14 protein-coding genes and 1 pseudogene are annotated in these 16,092 nt (G+C 71.2%); 6 read left to right on the forward strand and 9 right to left on the reverse strand.

The genetic code is table 11. The features are described from left to right. Window positions 1–77: 77 nt before the first annotated feature. Window positions 78–905: an SDR family NAD(P)-dependent oxidoreductase gene (locus tag FPZ41_RS04040; protein WP_152859148.1), complete on the reverse strand. Its 828-nt coding sequence runs from the start codon at window positions 903–905 to the stop codon at window positions 78–80. Between the two features lie 7 nt (window positions 906–912). Next, window positions 913–1,569 carry an NAD(P)-dependent oxidoreductase gene (locus FPZ41_RS04045; RefSeq protein ID WP_152859150.1) on the reverse strand — a complete coding sequence of 219 codons (657 nt, stop codon included), beginning with the start codon at window positions 1,567–1,569 and terminating at the stop codon, window positions 913–915. A 294-nt stretch (window positions 1,570–1,863) separates the two neighbouring features. Here FPZ41_RS04045 and FPZ41_RS04050 point away from each other — a divergent pair, with 294 nt between their 5' ends. Beyond that, on the forward strand, window positions 1,864–2,304 hold the full coding sequence (locus FPZ41_RS04050; protein WP_322619802.1) for a MarR family winged helix-turn-helix transcriptional regulator: 441 nt from the start codon (window positions 1,864–1,866) through the stop codon (window positions 2,302–2,304). A 345-nt stretch (window positions 2,305–2,649) separates the two neighbouring features. On the opposite strand, the gene FPZ41_RS04055 is transcribed toward FPZ41_RS04050, so the two are convergent. After that, complete coding sequence (locus tag FPZ41_RS04055; RefSeq protein WP_152859152.1) at window positions 2,650–2,859, reverse strand: hypothetical protein; 210 nt, start codon at window positions 2,857–2,859, stop codon at window positions 2,650–2,652. 20 nt (window positions 2,860–2,879) lie between these two features. On the opposite strand from FPZ41_RS04055, the gene FPZ41_RS04060 reads away from it, so the two are divergent. Then, window positions 2,880–3,920 (forward strand): MFS transporter, encoded by a 1,041-nt coding sequence (locus tag FPZ41_RS04060; RefSeq protein WP_152859155.1) that lies wholly within the window; start codon window positions 2,880–2,882, stop codon window positions 3,918–3,920. Window positions 3,921–4,034: 114 nt separating this feature from the next. Here the strand turns inward: FPZ41_RS04060 and FPZ41_RS04065 are convergent. The 5 genes and pseudogenes from FPZ41_RS04065 to FPZ41_RS47900 all read right to left on the reverse strand — a co-directional run. Further along, window positions 4,035–4,163: pseudogene (locus FPZ41_RS04065) on the reverse strand (IS5/IS1182 family transposase); the annotation flags it as partial. 266 nt (window positions 4,164–4,429) lie between these two features. Next, window positions 4,430–5,710, reverse strand: a complete 1,281-nt coding sequence (locus FPZ41_RS04070; protein ID WP_152859158.1) for an ABC transporter permease — start codon at window positions 5,708–5,710, stop codon at window positions 4,430–4,432. Continuing rightward, complete coding sequence (locus FPZ41_RS04075; protein ID WP_152859159.1) at window positions 5,707–6,417, reverse strand: ABC transporter ATP-binding protein; 711 nt, start codon at window positions 6,415–6,417, stop codon at window positions 5,707–5,709. The genes FPZ41_RS04070 and FPZ41_RS04075 overlap by 4 nt, the downstream gene beginning before the upstream one ends. Beyond that, complete coding sequence (locus FPZ41_RS04080) at window positions 6,414–7,748, reverse strand: efflux RND transporter periplasmic adaptor subunit (protein WP_228022437.1); 1,335 nt, start codon at window positions 7,746–7,748, stop codon at window positions 6,414–6,416. Before FPZ41_RS04080 ends, FPZ41_RS04075 begins: the two co-directional genes overlap by 4 nt. Further along, window positions 7,741–8,397 (reverse strand): hypothetical protein, encoded by a 657-nt coding sequence (locus tag FPZ41_RS47900; RefSeq protein WP_228022439.1) that lies wholly within the window; start codon window positions 8,395–8,397, stop codon window positions 7,741–7,743. The genes FPZ41_RS04080 and FPZ41_RS47900 overlap by 8 nt, the downstream gene beginning before the upstream one ends. A gap of 234 nt (window positions 8,398–8,631) precedes the next feature. On the opposite strand from FPZ41_RS47900, the gene FPZ41_RS04090 reads away from it, so the two are divergent. Further along, window positions 8,632–9,330 carry a response regulator transcription factor gene (locus FPZ41_RS04090; protein ID WP_152859161.1) on the forward strand — a complete coding sequence of 233 codons (699 nt, stop codon included), beginning with the start codon at window positions 8,632–8,634 and terminating at the stop codon, window positions 9,328–9,330. Next, window positions 9,320–11,113 (forward strand): HAMP domain-containing sensor histidine kinase, encoded by a 1,794-nt coding sequence (locus FPZ41_RS04095; RefSeq protein WP_322619803.1) that lies wholly within the window; start codon window positions 9,320–9,322, stop codon window positions 11,111–11,113. Before FPZ41_RS04090 ends, FPZ41_RS04095 begins: the two co-directional genes overlap by 11 nt. Window positions 11,114–11,536: 423 nt before the next feature. On the opposite strand, the gene FPZ41_RS46850 is transcribed toward FPZ41_RS04095, so the two are convergent. Beyond that, window positions 11,537–11,704: a hypothetical protein gene (locus FPZ41_RS46850; RefSeq protein ID WP_194235979.1), complete on the reverse strand. Its 168-nt coding sequence runs from the start codon at window positions 11,702–11,704 to the stop codon at window positions 11,537–11,539. A gap of 230 nt (window positions 11,705–11,934) precedes the next feature. Here FPZ41_RS46850 and FPZ41_RS04100 point away from each other — a divergent pair, with 230 nt between their 5' ends. Both FPZ41_RS04100 and FPZ41_RS04105 read left to right on the forward strand, forming a co-directional pair. Next, window positions 11,935–13,098: an exonuclease SbcCD subunit D gene (locus FPZ41_RS04100; protein ID WP_152859163.1), complete on the forward strand. Its 1,164-nt coding sequence runs from the start codon at window positions 11,935–11,937 to the stop codon at window positions 13,096–13,098. Then, window positions 13,095–16,088, forward strand: a complete 2,994-nt coding sequence (locus tag FPZ41_RS04105; protein WP_322619804.1) for an SMC family ATPase — start codon at window positions 13,095–13,097, stop codon at window positions 16,086–16,088. The genes FPZ41_RS04100 and FPZ41_RS04105 overlap by 4 nt, the downstream gene beginning before the upstream one ends. Window positions 16,089–16,092 lie beyond the last annotated feature (4 nt).

Raw genomic sequence — 16,092 nt, forward strand, 5'->3', positions numbered from 1 at the left:
CCCAGGCGTTCGACGGCCCGCGCACAGAACACCCGCTCCTACCGGTTGCGGCGTGGATGTGTCGTGGTGATGAACCACTACTCCGCCGAGTTCGAGGCGGATGTGGTCGCGCGGTTGGCGGCTTCCCACAGGGCCGTGCCGAGCTCCTGGCTGTGGAGCTGGGCGGAACCGTTGGCTCGGCGGGTGTGGACGAAGTAGGCGCCGGCAAGGGCCTGTTGACGGGTGGCCAGTTCAACCAGCCGTTCGGCGCCTTGGCGAGGGGTGCCGATGAACGGGCGGGCGGCGGTCTTCAGGAGGCTGCCGGTGCGGCCCATGTACCGGCCGAAGTCCGAGGCCATGATGCCGGGGTGGAAGTCGCCGGCGTCCACGCCCGGGTTGCGGCGGTGGAACTCGCGTAGCAGCACTCCTGCGGCGAGCTTGGCACGGGCGTAGGTGCGGTGGCCCGACACACGCGGCTCTCCCGCGAGGGCGGCGGCGAGGTTGTGCGGGGAAAGGACGGCGTTGCTGTGGGACGGGGAGTTGGTCAGAATTACGCGGCCGGTACCGAGCTTCCCGGCCAGCTGTGTCATCAGCAGCCACGGCGCCAGGGCGTTGGCCTGGAAGGAGGCGTCGATCCCGTCGTCGGTGAGGCGTGAGGGCATGACGCCTCCGGCGTTGAGGGCCAGTACGTCGATGTTCGGCACGGCGTGGGCCAACTGCGCGGCCAGACTGCGGGTCTGGGACAGGCTGGTGAAGTCGGCCGTGTAGGTGGGCGCGTGCAGTTCCTCGCCGATGGCCCTTGTGCGCTTCTCGTCGCGGCCCACGAGGTGCAGCGCGGCGCCTCGGGCGCTGAGGAGGCGGGCGGCCTCGGCGCCCAGACCCGAGCTCGCCCCTGTCAGCACAATGGTCTTGCCCGTGAGGTTCATGGGAGCGTCATCCTTTCGGCGCGCCGCTGACCGAGAGGCGGTCGGCGGTGGGGCTGGGGGATTCGACGGCGTCCAGCAGGCACTGGGCCAGGTCGGAGCGGCTGATCGCCAGGGGCGAGGGGGTTTTGATGCCGGGGTGGGCGGACCAGGCACGGGAGGCGGGCTGGTCGGTCAGCGAGCCGAAGTAGGCGATGGTGAAGTCGAGCCCCGAGGCGGCAAGGATCGCCTCCGCGGTGTCGAAGTCCTGGTAGTCGCGGCGGATGAGCAGCCGGGTCAGCGCCTTGAGCGGCCACGCGGTGTGCTGTCGTGAGTCGCCGCTTCCCCAGGCCAGTGGCATGGCGATACGCCGTACCTGATGCAGATGCATGGCGGCCACCAGATGTGCGGTGGCCCGGGCCATCACCGCGGAGCCGGTACGTGCCTTGAGCCAGAGCGGATTGCCCAGTGCGCTGACGATCGCGTCCTGCCCGTCGACAGCGCGGCGTACGGCGGCCAGGTCGTCGCCCACAGCACCCTCCACGATGCGCACCCCCGGCGTCTCCTCCTGCCCTGCACCCCGTCGTACGAGTACGGTCACCTGGTGTCCGTGCTCCAGGGAGTGGGTGACCACCTGCCTGCCCAGGCCTCCGTTGGCGCCGACCACGAGGAGCTTCATCTCCGTCATCTCACTTCATCTGGATCACCAGGCATCTGCGGTGATCGTCCTGGGGTGTTGTCGCTCGGGGACAGTCCTGGTGCTCGTCGCCCCGGCAGTGTGCTGCTCATGATCGACCCATCGGGAATCACCAACAGTTTCGGTCTCCCCGGGGTGCAGGGGTCACTGCAAGGTCCACTCCACTCGCGTTTCAGCTGGCCTGAAACTCGGGGCCCAGTCCTGCGTCGCGCCCGCTGGGACTGGAGCCTGCCTGGAACTCCAGTTAAAGTCAAACTGAAACTTTCCGAGGAGGAACGAGGAGTCGTGACCGCCAAGCCCCCGCCCACCAGCACCGCCTTCCTGCTCGCCGCCCTGGGACGGCGAGCACGCCAGGACGTCGAACGGGCACTCAAGCCGACCGGTTACACGCTGCGCCACCTCTCAGCCCTGGGTCACCTTTTGAGGGAACCGGGAATGTCCTACAGCGAACTGGGCCGCAGGGCAGGGATCACCGCACAGAGCGCCCAAGCCACCGTCCGGCAACTGGAAGAGCGCGGTGCCGTCGAGCGCCGCACCGACCCCGGACGAGGCCGCACCGCAGAACTCCACGTCACGGCAACCGGCCAGGAACTCCTGCGAGCGGGGCGAGATGCCTACGCCGACGTGGATGCCGCCCTGGAACGCGTGCTCGGGAAGCAACGACGCCAAGACCTCACGGGACTTCTCCTGTCGGCGTTGCCCGGAGGCTCTTCAGGGAAGGACTGAGCGAGGGCGAACCACCCCCGTTCTGCCCGTTCGGTCAGGGTGAGCGGCCGCGTCGCGGGCTTGCCGGGCGGCTATGGGTGCGGCGGCCATGAGGGCGTCGGGGGCTGCAGTCCACAGATGGCGGCCGGGACCGTAGCGGTCGACGGTCGCAGTCGGCCGCTACGGTCCAGGCCCGCTCGCCGGGGCGGCCCCTGCCGAACCTGCCGTTGTCGCAGGCGTAGAGGACCACCGGGAGGGATCACGTTGCCCTGGACAAGTGGTCGCCGGCCGGGGCCGGCGGCGTGTGTCCAGGGCGGGGCGGCTCGCTCGCAGCACACGGTGTGCGGTCGTCTGCGGTCTGGCCGGTCATCGGTTGGCGACAGCGACAGCGTGGGTGAGGGGAGGCGGCGGGGTCTGTGACGGCAGGTAGCCGTGGCGGACGCCGGAGGCGCCCTGGTAGCGGGCACGCGCGGGTGGCGTCCAGTCGGCGAGCAGGTCGTCGTCGAGGTCGTAGACCTGGACGAGGATCGGGTGGCAGGTCGGCGCGGCTCCGGCGCCCGGTCCCCACAAGGGCACGCTCAGATCCCCGCCAGGGCATGTGGAGGCTGCGATCAGCAGGTCCACCTCCGCGAACAGTTCGAAGTAGTCCCCCGGCTCGGCGGGGCACGGCCCTGGTTCTCGGCGGCCTGCTGACCGAATACCTCAACTGGCGCTGGACGTTCTTCATCAACGTCCCCATCGCCGCTCTCGCAGCCCTGGGCGCCTGGAAGACCGTGCACACCCGCCGCACGGCCCACAGCACCATGAGCCTAAACATCCCCGGGGCCGTTCTGGCCACTTTCGGCCTGGTCGGGCTGGTCTACGGCTTCTCCTCGGCCGAGACCAACGGCTGGACCTCCCCGATCACCATCGCCGCCCTGGCCCTGGCCGTAGCCCTGCTGATCGCCTTCGCTGCCGTCGAGACCCGTCACCGAAACCCCCTGTTGCCCCCACGCGTCGTGTGGGACCGCACCCGCGGCGGCGTCTACCTCGCCCTCGGTCTGGCCACCATCGGCATGTTCGGCCTGTTCCTGTTCATGACCTACTACCTGCAGACAGTCCGCGGCTACAGCCCCGTCCTGAGTGGCCTGGCCTTCCTCCCCCTGGTGGCCGGCATGATGATCGGCTCCACGCAGATCGGCGCCCGCCTCATGCTGCGCGTGCCGGCCCGGACGCTGATGGCCCTCAGCCTTCTCGCCACCGCCTCCGGTATCGCCTCACTGACCGCGATCAGCGAAGACAGCTCCTGCACCGCCCTCATCCTGCCCGCCATGACCGTGGTCGGACTCGGCCTGGGCACCGCCACCATGCTCGCCATGGCACTGGCCCCGCACGGCGTCAAGGACGAGGACGCCGGTGTCGCTTCCGCGATGATCAACACCTCCCAGCAGGTCGGCGGCGCCATCGGCACCGCACTCCTGCCCACCATCGCCGCCGGCGCCACCCACACCTCCACCGCACACCACCCCGGCGCCCAAACCGACGCGGCCCTGATCCACGGCTACACCACCGCCTTCACCTGGGCCGCAGCACTCGTCGCCCTGGCAGCCATCCTGTCCTTCGCGATCCTGCGATCAGGCCGTCTCCACGACCACTGACCTTCCTACCGAACGCCCACAACCCCACCGCACACGAACGGCCAGCAACCCGGATGTCGTTGTACACCTGATCGTCCCCACCACGTACGGGCGAATGCGGCCAGTTCCTGATGCGGTCACGCGGTCGAAGTCCAGGCGGTCCGCCGCCCGCAACCGGTCCAGCAGCACCTGCTGGAGTTCCTCCCACACACCGGCCTCCTGCCATTCGGCCAGCCGCCGCCGGCACGTAGGCCCGGAACCAAACCGTCATGGTCACACCCACGAGGCACGGGATCACGTACATCTCCACCGTGCCGCAACAAGATCTTTCTGCAAGGAGTGGTGCACCGGGCTCGTCGTGCCGGTGCGCCGTCCGCGAGGGCGCGCCGGGTCGGGCGTACGAGCAGATGTCCTGTCAGCCGCCGGACTCGAGGCCGTCCGAAGGCGGCTGGTACGGGTCCTGGTCTGGGTGGGGCGATGTCGGGTCTCGGGCCTGTGCCGAGACGGGCTTCGACGGCGGCCCGCCCGGACTACGTCGACGCCAGGGCTTCGGTCGGGGTCATCCGGGAAGCTCGCACGGAGGGATAGACGCCCGCCGCGATGCCGACCAAGAGCGCGCCGAAGCAGCCGCCCGCCACGGCGAGGAGGGGCACGACCGGAGACCAGCCCTGGTAGGTGGCGTAGCCGACCGTGGCGAGGATGCCCAGCAGGGTTCCGGCCAGGCCGCCCAGGCCGGACAGGGCCGCGGACTCGGTGAGGAACTGGCCTCGGATCTGTCCCCGGCTGGCCCCCAGCGCGCGGCGCAGCCCGATCTCGCGGCGGCGCTCCAGCACCGAGATGAACATGGTGTTGGCGACGCCGATCCCGCCGACGAGCAGGGCGACCGCGGCCAGCCCCAGGAAGAGCGAGGAGTACGAGTTCTGGGTGGCGCGTTTGGCGGCCAGCGCATCGGAGGGGCGGCTGACGGTGACCTGTCCGGGCAGTTCGGGGTGGACCGTGGCCGCGAGCACCTCTCGGACGGCCTCCAGTTTGGATTCCTGCGCCCGGACGTAGATCACGGTGGGGTGACCGTCGAACCTCAGCAGCTTTCGAGCCGCGGACCAGCCCACGAGGACGGTCTGGTCGAGGTCCTGTGCCAGGGGGAGAGGGTCGAGGATGCCGATCACGGTGAACCATCGCTTGTTGATGTAGATCTGCGGAGCCGGTTCTCCGGGGGCGATCTCGCCGAACCCGAGGCGGGTGGCGGCCCGGGAGCCCAGCACCGCGGTGGGGAACCGCTCGTCGGCACGGCTGAAGAACCGGCCCGAGGCCACGGCGCCGGTGACCGCGTCCAGCAGGTCGCGCTGGGCGGCCAGAACGGTCAGACCTGAGAAGTCGCGGCCGTCGATGCGGTCGGAGCGGCGGACGACGGCATGGGTGTTGGCGACCGCGCTCACCTTGGAGACCGGGCCGATACGGCGCACCATGCCGATCGACTCCTCGGGCAGCAGTACGGGGGACTGCTGGTCGGGGATGGGTTCCGCACGCAGCATGTTGGTGCCGAGCGCGGACATCTCGTCCATCAGTGCCTTGTGGCTGGAAGCCGGGATGCCGGTCACCACGATCATCGTGGCGATGCCGATGGAGATGCCGAGCGCCGACAGGGCGGCGCGCAGTTTGCGGGTACGGATGCCCAGCAGGCCCAGGCGGAGGAGATCACCGGGTGCCAGGCGGACCGGCCTGATGCTCGCCGCGCCGCCGCCGACGGTTTTCCCGGTGGGGTGGGCCGTGCCTGTTGCGTGGGGGCGGGAGTGGGAGGACCGGTGGTTCATCGCGGGGTTCCCGTCCGGACGGCGGTGACGGCATGCTCTGCGGTGTCCGTGACGAGGCGGCCGTCGAGGATCTCCACCCGGCGGGGCAGTTGTGCGGCGATGTCCCGGTCGTGAGTGATGATCGCGATGGTGGTGCCTTCCTGGTTCAGCCTGGTCAGCAGGTCCAGGACGGCGTTTCCGTTGGCGGTGTCGAGCGCCCCTGTGGGTTCGTCGGCGAGTACGAGTGCGGGCTCGTTGACCAGGGCGCGGGCGATGGCGACCCGCTGCCGCTCCCCTCCGGAGAGTTGGTGCGGCAGATGGCCGGTCCGGCGTGCCAGGCCGACCCGCCCCAGGGCCTCGGTGGCCAGGGAGCGTCTGCGTCGCCTGGGCACGCCCGCGTAGAGCAGACCGGTGGCGACGTTCTCCGCGGCGGTGAGCCCGTCGGTCAGGTGGAACTGCTGGAAGACGAAGCCCAGCCACCGCCCGCGCAGGGCGGACAACTGGCGGTCCGACAGGCCGGCGGCGTCCTGGCCGCCGATCGTCACACTGCCCCCGGTGGGCCGGTCCAGAGTGCCCATGATGTTGAGCAGCGTGGACTTGCCGGATCCGGACGGGCCCACGATGGCGAGGAGTTCGCCCTGCTCGATGGTCAGGGAGACATCGTCGAGGGCGCGTACGCCGCCCGGGTAGGCCATGGTCGCGCCTCGGACGGTGAGGACCGGGGTCATGAGGCGCTCTCCACTTTCACTCCCGCGGCGATGCCCGGGCCGCTGACCTCCACCAGCCCCTTGGCGAACAAGCCGGTCTCGACGGGGAGGAGTTTGCCTTCCGGGGTCCGCAGGGCGTAGCCGCCCTCGCTGAGGGCGAGCAGCGCGCCGACCGGGACGGTGAGGACGCCCTTGCGGGTCTCGGCGGCGAACTGCACCTGGACTTTCGCGGCATCCACCTCCTGTACGGCGTCCGCGTCCTGGAGCGAGACGGTGACGCTGAGCTGCTGGGACGGATCGCCGCTGCCGCCGCCCTCGGCATCCGCAGCGCCCTGGATGATCGTGCTGATCGCGGAGACCTTGCCAGGGGTCGCGGACTGGTCGGGCAGGGTCACGCTCACCTTCTGCCCCTTCTTGATCGAGCCGACGTCGAGGGCGTCCACCGGTATGGTCACCGTTTTCGTGGTGGCGGTGATGGTCAGCAGGTCCGCCGACGCGTCGGTGCCGAGCTGGGCGTTGACCTTGCCGACCCGGGCCGCACCTGTCGTCACCACGACATCGTTGACGTCGAGGACACCGGTCGGCTCCATGCCGGCCGTTGGCTGCCAGCGCTTGATGGCATCGATCAGGGAGGCGGTGAGAACGCCGTCGCCTTCCTTGACCGTGACCGCGCGGGGCGGCGTACTGTCCGTGCCCGGGCGGGGCGACGCACTCGGCCGGCCGGCTCGCTCGTCGGCGCTCTTGCCCGCCCCCGAAGGGCCCGGTGAGGCATCGGGGTCTTTGTCTTCTGTCTGCGGCTCCTCGTCGGTGGAGGCACCGGAAGCGGGCGCCTGCGGCCGCACGGTGGTGCCCGTGGCGGGCTGGGAGCCGATGTCGTAGCCGAGCGCCTTGAGGTTGTCGGCGACCACCCGCACGTCCCGTCCCACCGACCCGATGGTGTCGAGCGTGCGGTACAGCGGTGTGCTGCCGTAAAAGACCACGGCAGGCCGGTCGTTGACTCGGTACAGCTGCTTGCCGCGGGTGACGCTCGCGCCGACGGCGGGTAGCCAGGTGACCTTGCCGCCGTCGCTGCCCTTGACGATCCGGGCCGCGCCGAATCCCAGGGTGCCCTCCATCTCCCTGGTGTCCGACAGATCAGTTCTGGAGACGGCGACGATCGTGGCCTTCGGCCGCTGCTTCGAGCCGGTGTCCCCTTCCTTGCCGCCGCCCGCCCACACCAGGCCCGCGCCGACGCCGACCGTGAGCAACACGGCCGTGGCGACGGCCAAGGACGTGGCCTTGCGGCGAGGGGAACGTCGACCACGGACGCTTCCGGGCCGGCCGTCCCTTTCGGACTCGGAGTGCTCAGTCATCGCCGCCGAACGCCTCCATCCGGCACTTGCCCTCGACACGGGCCTGCTCGGCGGCGGACAGGGAGGACTCACCTCGATAGTTCCAGCCGCTGCCGTCGGGCAGACCGTCGACCTTGAGTCCCTCGCGGTTCAGGCACTCGATCTGGGCGCGGAATTGGTCCATGTAGTCGGGGTTCGTCTTCGGATCGAGCTCCGGCGGCGGCAGCGGCCTCTTCCCGCCGCACTTCTTCTCCGCGGCGGGATACTTGGACACGTCGACGTTGGGGTACCAGTACTGCGACGGGTCCCCGGCGAACTTGCCGGCCCATTTCTCCATGGCACCAGCCTTTTGAATCGGCACCCCGTTGTCCTTCAGACACGACAGGTAGGGCTGAAACATCTCCAGCTTCTCCGCCTCCGTGGTGTCGAGCCGCTCCTGAGGGGCACCAGTCGCGGAATCGGCCTCGCCCGACGGCTTCTTCTTGTTCCCTCCTCCCGCATCGGAGACGGACGCCACGTCATCGTCCTGGCCGCCGCTCTTGTCGCTGCTGTCCGAGCCTGTGGAACAGCCGGTGACCAGTAAGAGAGCCGTCATGGTGCAGGCGGCGGCCAGGACGGACCGTCGCGGGCGCCGTACGGCGCCGGGGAAGCTGGTTGCGGAATTCGCCATGCCACGATCGTCGACCGCCCCTGTGAGGAAGTTGTTAGGGCCGGGGGCAACTCAGCCGAGCGGCCCGCCGACGGCCGGAAGCACCGACCGGAGGATGGGGAGGTCTCTTCGCAGCCTGCGATGTCCGGCGCGTGATGGCACACGGATGTTAGGAATTCGGCATGGTGCGAGATCAGTCTCTCCACCCCTTTCTTCGCCCGTTGACGGTGTTCCTGCGCGTCTAACATCGGCGCCATGTGCGCGTATGTGCTGGTGGCAGAAGACGACGAGACCCAGGCCGCGTTGGTCCGCAGCTACCTCGAACACGAAGGTCACATCGTCACCGTCGTCCATGACGGCCGAGCGGCGATCGATGAGGTCTTCAGGCAGCCGCCCGACCTGCTCGTGCTCGACTGGATGCTGCCCGACATGGACGGGCCCGCGGTGTGCCGCCGGATCCGCGGCCAAGGCGACCTGCCGGTGCTGATGCTGACCGCCCGCTCCACCGAGGAGGACCTGCTGCGAGGTCTGGAACTGGGCGCGGACGACTACATGACCAAGCCTTACAGTCCACGCGAACTGGTGGCCAGGGTCCGAACCCTGCTGCGGCGCGCCCGGCCGTCGGCCTCCGGCGAGCAGCGGGCGCTGCGCGTCGGCCCGCTCGTCGTGGACCCGGCCAGGCACGCCGTGACCTGTCGTGACCGGCCGGTGTCCTGCACTCCGGGCGAATTCCGGATCCTTGAGGCCATGGCCGCGGCGCCGGGCCGGGTCTTCTCCCGACGCCAGTTACTGGAGTGCACACGAGGTTACGACCGGGCCTCGACCGAACGCGCCGTCGATGTGTACATCGTGAACCTGCGCAAGAAGGTCGAGATCGACCCGCGCGCCCCGGAACTGTTGCTGACCGTGTTCGGCGTCGGCTACAAGCTGGCCGGTGGCCGCCGTGGCGCGTAGGATCCCGCTGCGCCGCAGCCTGCTGGCACGTCTGCTGAGCATCTCCGTGCTCATTGCCCTGCTGTCGATCGGTTCCACCGCCTGGCTCGTGTTTCGGAGCACCACCCTGGCGATCGAGCAGGAGCGGGGCGACGTCCTGGCGGACGACGTGGGGATCCAGGACGCGCTGACCGGCTACGCGGCCCGCCACCGGGACTGGAAAGGTGTGTCCCGGACCGTTCGGCGGCTGGCCGAGAAGACCGGCCGTCGCATCACCCTGACCACCCGGGAACGCCGGGTGATCGCCGACTCCGGCAGAGGGCAGTCCGACCTGCCGGCCCGGGCTTCGGCGGTCATCGACCCGCTGAATACGCCCGCAGACGCAGGAGGGGGCACCGGCTGGGAGACTTCACGCATCGATCCGCGGGCCGTGGGTCCGTACCGCCTTCCCGCCCGGGAACGACAGCGCCTCGAACGCCTTGCCCGTGACCGCGCCACGTGCCTGTCCGGCATAGGACTTCGGGCCCAGGTGGCCGTCCGGGCCGGCGGGCGGCCCTACGTCCTGACGTCCCCTTCGGCCTCCGTTTCCCGAGGTCTGAGCGAGCAGGTGTGCCCTGCCACAGCACTCGAGGAACCCACCAGAACTGAGGCCGGCGCTCTTGAGGAGTTGGGGAGGCTGGTGGCCGGTTGCGCGCGGCGCCGCGGCGTGACCACCTACGACGACCGCCTGGTGCCACTTGCGGACTTCGTCGTGCCGTTCAAGGGGACTCCGGACGAGATCGAGACCGTCGAGAACTGCGTCGAGGAGGCGCGGGGTGACCAACTGGCCGGCTATGTGGCCCCGCCCGCCCTCCTGTTCGTCGCGGCGTCTTCCGGCCCGGCCACCCCCGTGTTCGACTTGTCCCCGACCAACACCGCCCGGATCGTGGGCGTCACCGGCCTGGTCCTGGCACTGACGGTCGCGGTGACCACCGTCATCGCGGTACGGCTGGTAAGGCCGCTGCGTGCGCTGGCCGACGCGGCCCACGACCCGAGCGGGCAGCACGTCCGTGTCCCGGTCACCACCAAGGACGAGACCGGCTATCTGGCCGCCGCCTTCAACGACCTGTCCGAACGGCGGGAACGCATCGAGGAGCTGCGCAAGGCCATGGTCAGCGACATCGCGCACGAGCTGCGCACACCGCTGACCAATATCCGCGGGTGGCTGGAGGCCGCGCAGGACGGTATCGCCGTGCCCGACGCCGCCCTGATCTCCTCGCTCCAGGACCAGGCACTGCTGCTGCAGCACATCATCGACGACCTACAGGTCCTTGCCGCGGCCGACGCCGGGACGCTGCGGCTGCACCCGGAGCGGCTGGTTGTGCGCGAGGTGGTCGAGCAGGTCGCCGCCGCGCACCGGGCGAACGCTCAGTCGGCGGGTGTCACGGTGCTCACCCATACCGCGGGTGATCCGGTTGTCGACGCCGACCCGGTCCGGCTGCGCCAAATGTTGGGCAACCTGATGTCCAACGCGGTACGCCACACCCCGCCCGGCGGCACGGTGACGCTCACCGCCCACCGCGGCGTCGAGGAGGTCGAGATCCAGGTCGCCGACACCGGCAGCGGCATCCAGCCGGAGGACCTGCCCAAGGTGTTCGACCGTTTCTGGCGGGCTGAGAAGTCCCGCAGCAGGCGCACCGGAGGCAGCGGCCTCGGCCTGTCCATCGTCCGGCAGCTCATCGAGGCCCACAAGGGAGAGGTCTCCGTGACGAGCGTGCCCGGCACGCAGACGGTGTTCACCCTGCGGCTGCCCGCCGGCCGGTAGGCGGGGGTGGCCGCGGGGTGTGCCGAACCGGCAACTCTTCGAGCGGCGTTGTGCAGTTCCACCTGTCGAGGAGCGCGGGCACGGTGCTGGTGAGCCGACGCTGTCCCAGCCGTGAAAGCTGCCCACGCTGTGGCCATCCGGAGGTTCTGCGGCCACTTTGGGCGCCATGAGGCCGTGCGGGGCCGGGCCGTACGCAGATGGGGCGGCCCCGCGATGTTCGCTCGGCGGCCTGTGACGACCGCGAACAAGCGGTGAGCGTCGTCAGCGCGATGCCCACTGCTCGGTACTCGGACTCAGCTGCACTTACGTCCGGTGTTGATGCACTGGACCGCCTTGTTCATCAGCTTCGCGTCCAAGACGTTGCTGAAGCGGCCGGCCCCGGCCTCCTGATCCGGCGGTGGGCGTCCCGGCCCAGAAGAGCTGTCAGCGCGGCGGCCGGGCAGCCAGTGCGAGGGTCGACTCGATCGCCTCCGTCTGGTCGCTGAGGTGGCCGGCCCGGACACTCATGAGGAAGAGGGCCAGGCGCGGGCCGATGGCGCCACTCAGCATCCGGCGACGGCCTACGGGCCCGAACAGGACACGGTGACCCACACCGCCAAGGAATGCGAATGTGCAGCCTCGGGAGCCGAGTTCTTCCTCGTCGTGGTGCCCGGACCCCCGACAGGCTCCCTTTCCCGCTGCCGCTTCTCCCACCGCCCGGATCGCGATACCGGATCAGGGGACGGCATGCATTAGCGTGGCGGGTGTTGACGGAGAGCCCGTGCTGGCTCGTGCTGGTTTTTCAGCGTAATGGGGGTAAACGTGCAGGTCAGAGCGATTTCATGAAATTGCTGCACACTTCCGACTGGCATCTCGGCCGGGCGTTCCACCGGGTGAACATGCTCGGGGCCCAGGCCGAGTTCATCGGCCACCTCGTCCGATGCGTGCGCGAGCGCGAGGTGGACGTGGTGGTCGTTTCGGGGGACGTGTACGACCGGGCGGTGCCCCCGCTGGCCGCGGTCGAGCTGTTCGACGACGCCCTGCACCGGCTGGCGGAGCTGGGGGTGCCGACGGTGATGATCTCCGGGAACCACGACTCGGCGCGCCGGCTCGGCGTCGGCGCCGGGCTCATCGGCCGCGCGGGCATCCATCTGCGGACCGACGCCTCGGCGTGCGGCACACCCGTGGTGCTCGCCGACGCCCACGGCGACGTGGCGTTCTACGGGCTGCCGTACCTGGAACCGGCGCTGGTGAAGGACGAGTTCGGGGTCGACAAGCCGGGCCACGAGGCCGTGCTCGCCGCCGCCATGGACCGGGTCCGCGCGGATCTCGCCACACGCGCCGGGGGCACGCGTTCCGTGGTGCTCGCCCACGCCTTCGTCACCGGCGGCGAGGCCAGCGACAGCGAGCGCGACATCTCCGTGGGTGGAGTCGCCTCGGTGCCCGCCGGAGTCTTCGACGGCGTGGACTACGTGGCGCTGGGCCACCTGCACGGCAGCCAGGTCATCACCGGGCGCGTGCGGTACTCGGGCTCCCCGCTGGCGTACTCGTTCTCGGAGACGGACCACCGCAAGAGCATGTGGCTCGTCGACCTCGGCGCCGACGGCTCGGTCGAGGCCGAGCGGGTCGACTGCCCGGTGCCACGCCCGCTGGCCCGTATCCGGGGGGAGCTGGAGGACCTGCTCGCCGACCCGGAGCTCGCGCCGTACGAGGGCGCGTGGATCGAGGCGACCCTCACCGACCCCGTCCGCCCGGCCGACCCCATGGCACGGCTGAGTGAGCGTTTCCCGCACACGCTCAGCCTCGTCTTCGCCCCTGAGCGGTCCCCCGAGGACCCGGACGTCTCCTACGCCAGACGCCTCGCGGGCCGCGACGACCGGCAGATCGCGGAGGACTTCGTGGCCCATGTGCGCGGCGCGGGGCCCGACGAGCGCGAACAGGCCGTGCTCCAGGACGCGTTCGACGCGGTACGTGCCGACGAGGCCGTGCGGGAGGGCGCCCGGTGAGGCTGCACCACCTGGACATCACGGCCTTCGGGCCGTTCGGCGGCTCCCAGCAGGTCGACTTCGACGAACTGTCGGCGGCCGGGCTCTTCCTGCTGCACGGTCCGACGGGCGCGGGCAAGACGTCCGTCCTCGACGCCGTCTGCTACGCGCTGTACGGCTCGGTGCCGGGCGCCCGGCACAGCAGCCAGGGGCTGACCCTGCGCAGCGACCACGCGGCGCCCACGACCCGTACCGAGGTCCGGCTCGAACTCACCGTCGCCGGACGCCGGTTGGAGGTCACCCGGCAGCCGCCCTGGGAGCGCCCCAAGAAGCGCGGCACGGGCACGACACTCGACAAGGCGCAGAGCTGGCTGCGCGAGTACGACCCGGTGGCGGGCTCCTGGAAGGACCTCAGCCGCTCCCACCAGGAGATCGGCGAGGAGATCACCCAGCTCCTCGGCATGAGCCGCGAGCAGTTCTGCCAGGTCGTGCTGCTGCCCCAGGGGGACTTCGCGCGTTTCCTGCGTGCCGACGCCGAGGCCCGCGGAAAGCTCCTCGGTCGGCTCTTCGACACGCACCGCTTCGCCGAGGTCGAGAAGCGTCTCGCCGAGCGCAGGCGCACCACGGAGGCCGAAGTCCGGGCGGGCGACACGGAGTTGCTCGCCGACGCGCACCGCATGCAGCAGGCCGCCGGTGACGCGACGCCCCCACCCGAGCTGGCGCCGGGCGACCCGGGGCTCGCCGAGGCGGTGCTGGCCTGGGCGGCCGTGGCCCGCAGTACGGCGCGCGAGCGGCTCACCATCGCGCACTGCGCACGGGCCGCCGCCGACTCGGCACGGGCCGCCACCGAGCGCACCCTCGACGACGTACGCGAACTGGCGCGACAGCAACGGAGGTTCGCGGAGGCCAAGGAGCGGGCCCGGCTCCTTCAGGAGCGGGCCGACTCCCACCGCCAGGCGCAGACGCGGATGGAGCGCGGCCGCAAGGCCGAGACCGTCGCGCCCGCGCTGGACCTCCGGGACGCGGCCGAGGCCGAGCACCACCGCGCCGCGACGGACGAGACACGCGCGCGTGCCCTGCTCCCGCAGGCGTACGCCGAGGCCGGTGCGGCGGGGCTCGCCGCCGCCGCACGCAAGGCCGCCGAGGAGCTGGGCGGACTGGAGTCGGCCCGGCGCGCCGAGCAGCGGCTGGCCGGCCTCGTCGCCGAGCGCGCCGACCTGGACCGCCAGGAGCGGGCCGACGAGGACGTGCTCCACGAGGCCGAGAGCTGGCTCTCCGGCTGGGACACGGCCCGCGCCGCCCTCCAGAGCCGGATCGAGTCCGCCCAGGAGGCCGCCACCCGGGCCGAACAGCTCGGTGTGCAGCGCGACCCCGCGCGGGGGCGGCTGGACGCCGCACGGCTGCGCGACCAGCTGGCCGGCGACACGGATGAGGCTCACCAGCGTGCGCTCGCCTCCCGCGAACGGGCCGTGGACGCCCGCGCCCACTGGCTCGACCTCAAGGAGCAGCGTCTGCGGGGCATCGCCGCCGAGCTCGCCGTCAAACTGGCCGACGGTGAGCCCTGTGCCGTCTGCGGCGCCACCGAACACCCGAGGCCCGCCCGCAAGGTGGCCGGACACGTCGGTCGTGAGGCCGAGGAGCAGGCCCTCGCCGCCCACCAGCGCGCCGAGGAGGAGAGCGCCGAGGACGAGCGGCGCCTCGGTGTCGTACGCGAGGCGCTGGCCGCGGCCAGCGCCGAGGCGGGAGACACGGCCACCGGACAACTCGCCCAGCAGATGGTCGAGTTGGAGGAGAGACACGCCGAGGCCCGCCGAGGCGCCTTGGGGCTTCACTCCGCGCAGGAGGAACTGCGCAGGGCCGAGCACGAGCGGGAGCTACGGCTCGCCGCCGGGCAGGAGGCTGCGGTCCGGGGCGCGTCCAGGGTCGCCCGGCGGGACACGCTGGACCGCGAGAAGGCGTCCCTGGAAGCCGAGTTGGCCGAGGCGCGCGGCACCGCCGACTCCGTGGCCGCACGCGCCGCCCAACTGGAACGGCAGGCCGCACTGCTCACCGAAGCGGCCGACACGGCCCGCGCGGCCGACGACTCGGCGCAGCGGCTCAAGGACGCCGACGCCCGTCTTGCCGACGCCGCCTTCCGCGCCGGGTTCGACACCCCGCAGGCCGCGGCGGCCGCGCTTCTCGACGATGCGGAGCACCGCGACCTCCAACGGCGGCTCGACGCCTGGCAGTCGGAGGAGGCCGCCGTGCGCGCCGTCCTGGCGGAGGCCGACACCGCCGCGGCCGCCCAGCAGCCGCCCGCCGACCTGCACACGGCCGAGCGGGCCGCCGAAGCCGCCGGGAGGCGGCTCCAGGACACGGTCTCCGCGTGGGACGCGGCCGCGCGCCGCTGCACCGAACTCGACCGGCTGTCCGCCCGGGCCGCCGTCTCCGTCCGGCGGCTCGCGCCGCTGCGCGAGGAGTACGACCGCGTGGCCCGCATGGCCGGCCTCGCGGCCGGCACCTCCGCGGACAACGAACGCAAGATGCGCCTGGAGGCGTACGTGCTCGCCGCCCGCCTGGAACAGGTGGCCGCCGCGGCGACCGTACGGCTGCGGCGCATGTCGTCCGGGCGCTACACCCTCGTCCACTCCGCCGACCGCGCCGGACGCGGCCGCAGCGGACTCGGACTCCACGTCGTCGACGCCTGGACCGGCCGGGAGCGGGACACCGCGACACTGTCCGGCGGCGAGACGTTCTTCGCGTCGCTCGCCCTGGCGCTCGGCCTCGCGGACGTCGTCACCGACGAGGCGGGCGGCGTGCGCCTCGACACCCTCTTCATCGACGAGGGCTTCGGCAGCCTCGACGACCAGACCCTCGACGAGGTCCTGGACGTCCTGGACGCGCTCCGCGAGCGCGACCGCAGCGTCGGCATCGTCAGCCACGTCGCCGACCTCCGACGGCGCATCCACGCCCAGTTGGAGATCGTGAAGGGCAGGTCGGGGTCGGTCGTACGGCAGAGGGGGGCCGGATGAGGCG

Origin of the sequence: Streptomyces acidicola (assembly GCF_009377235.1) — a bacterium.
GTDB lineage: Bacteria > Actinomycetota > Actinomycetes > Streptomycetales > Streptomycetaceae > Streptomyces > Streptomyces acidicola.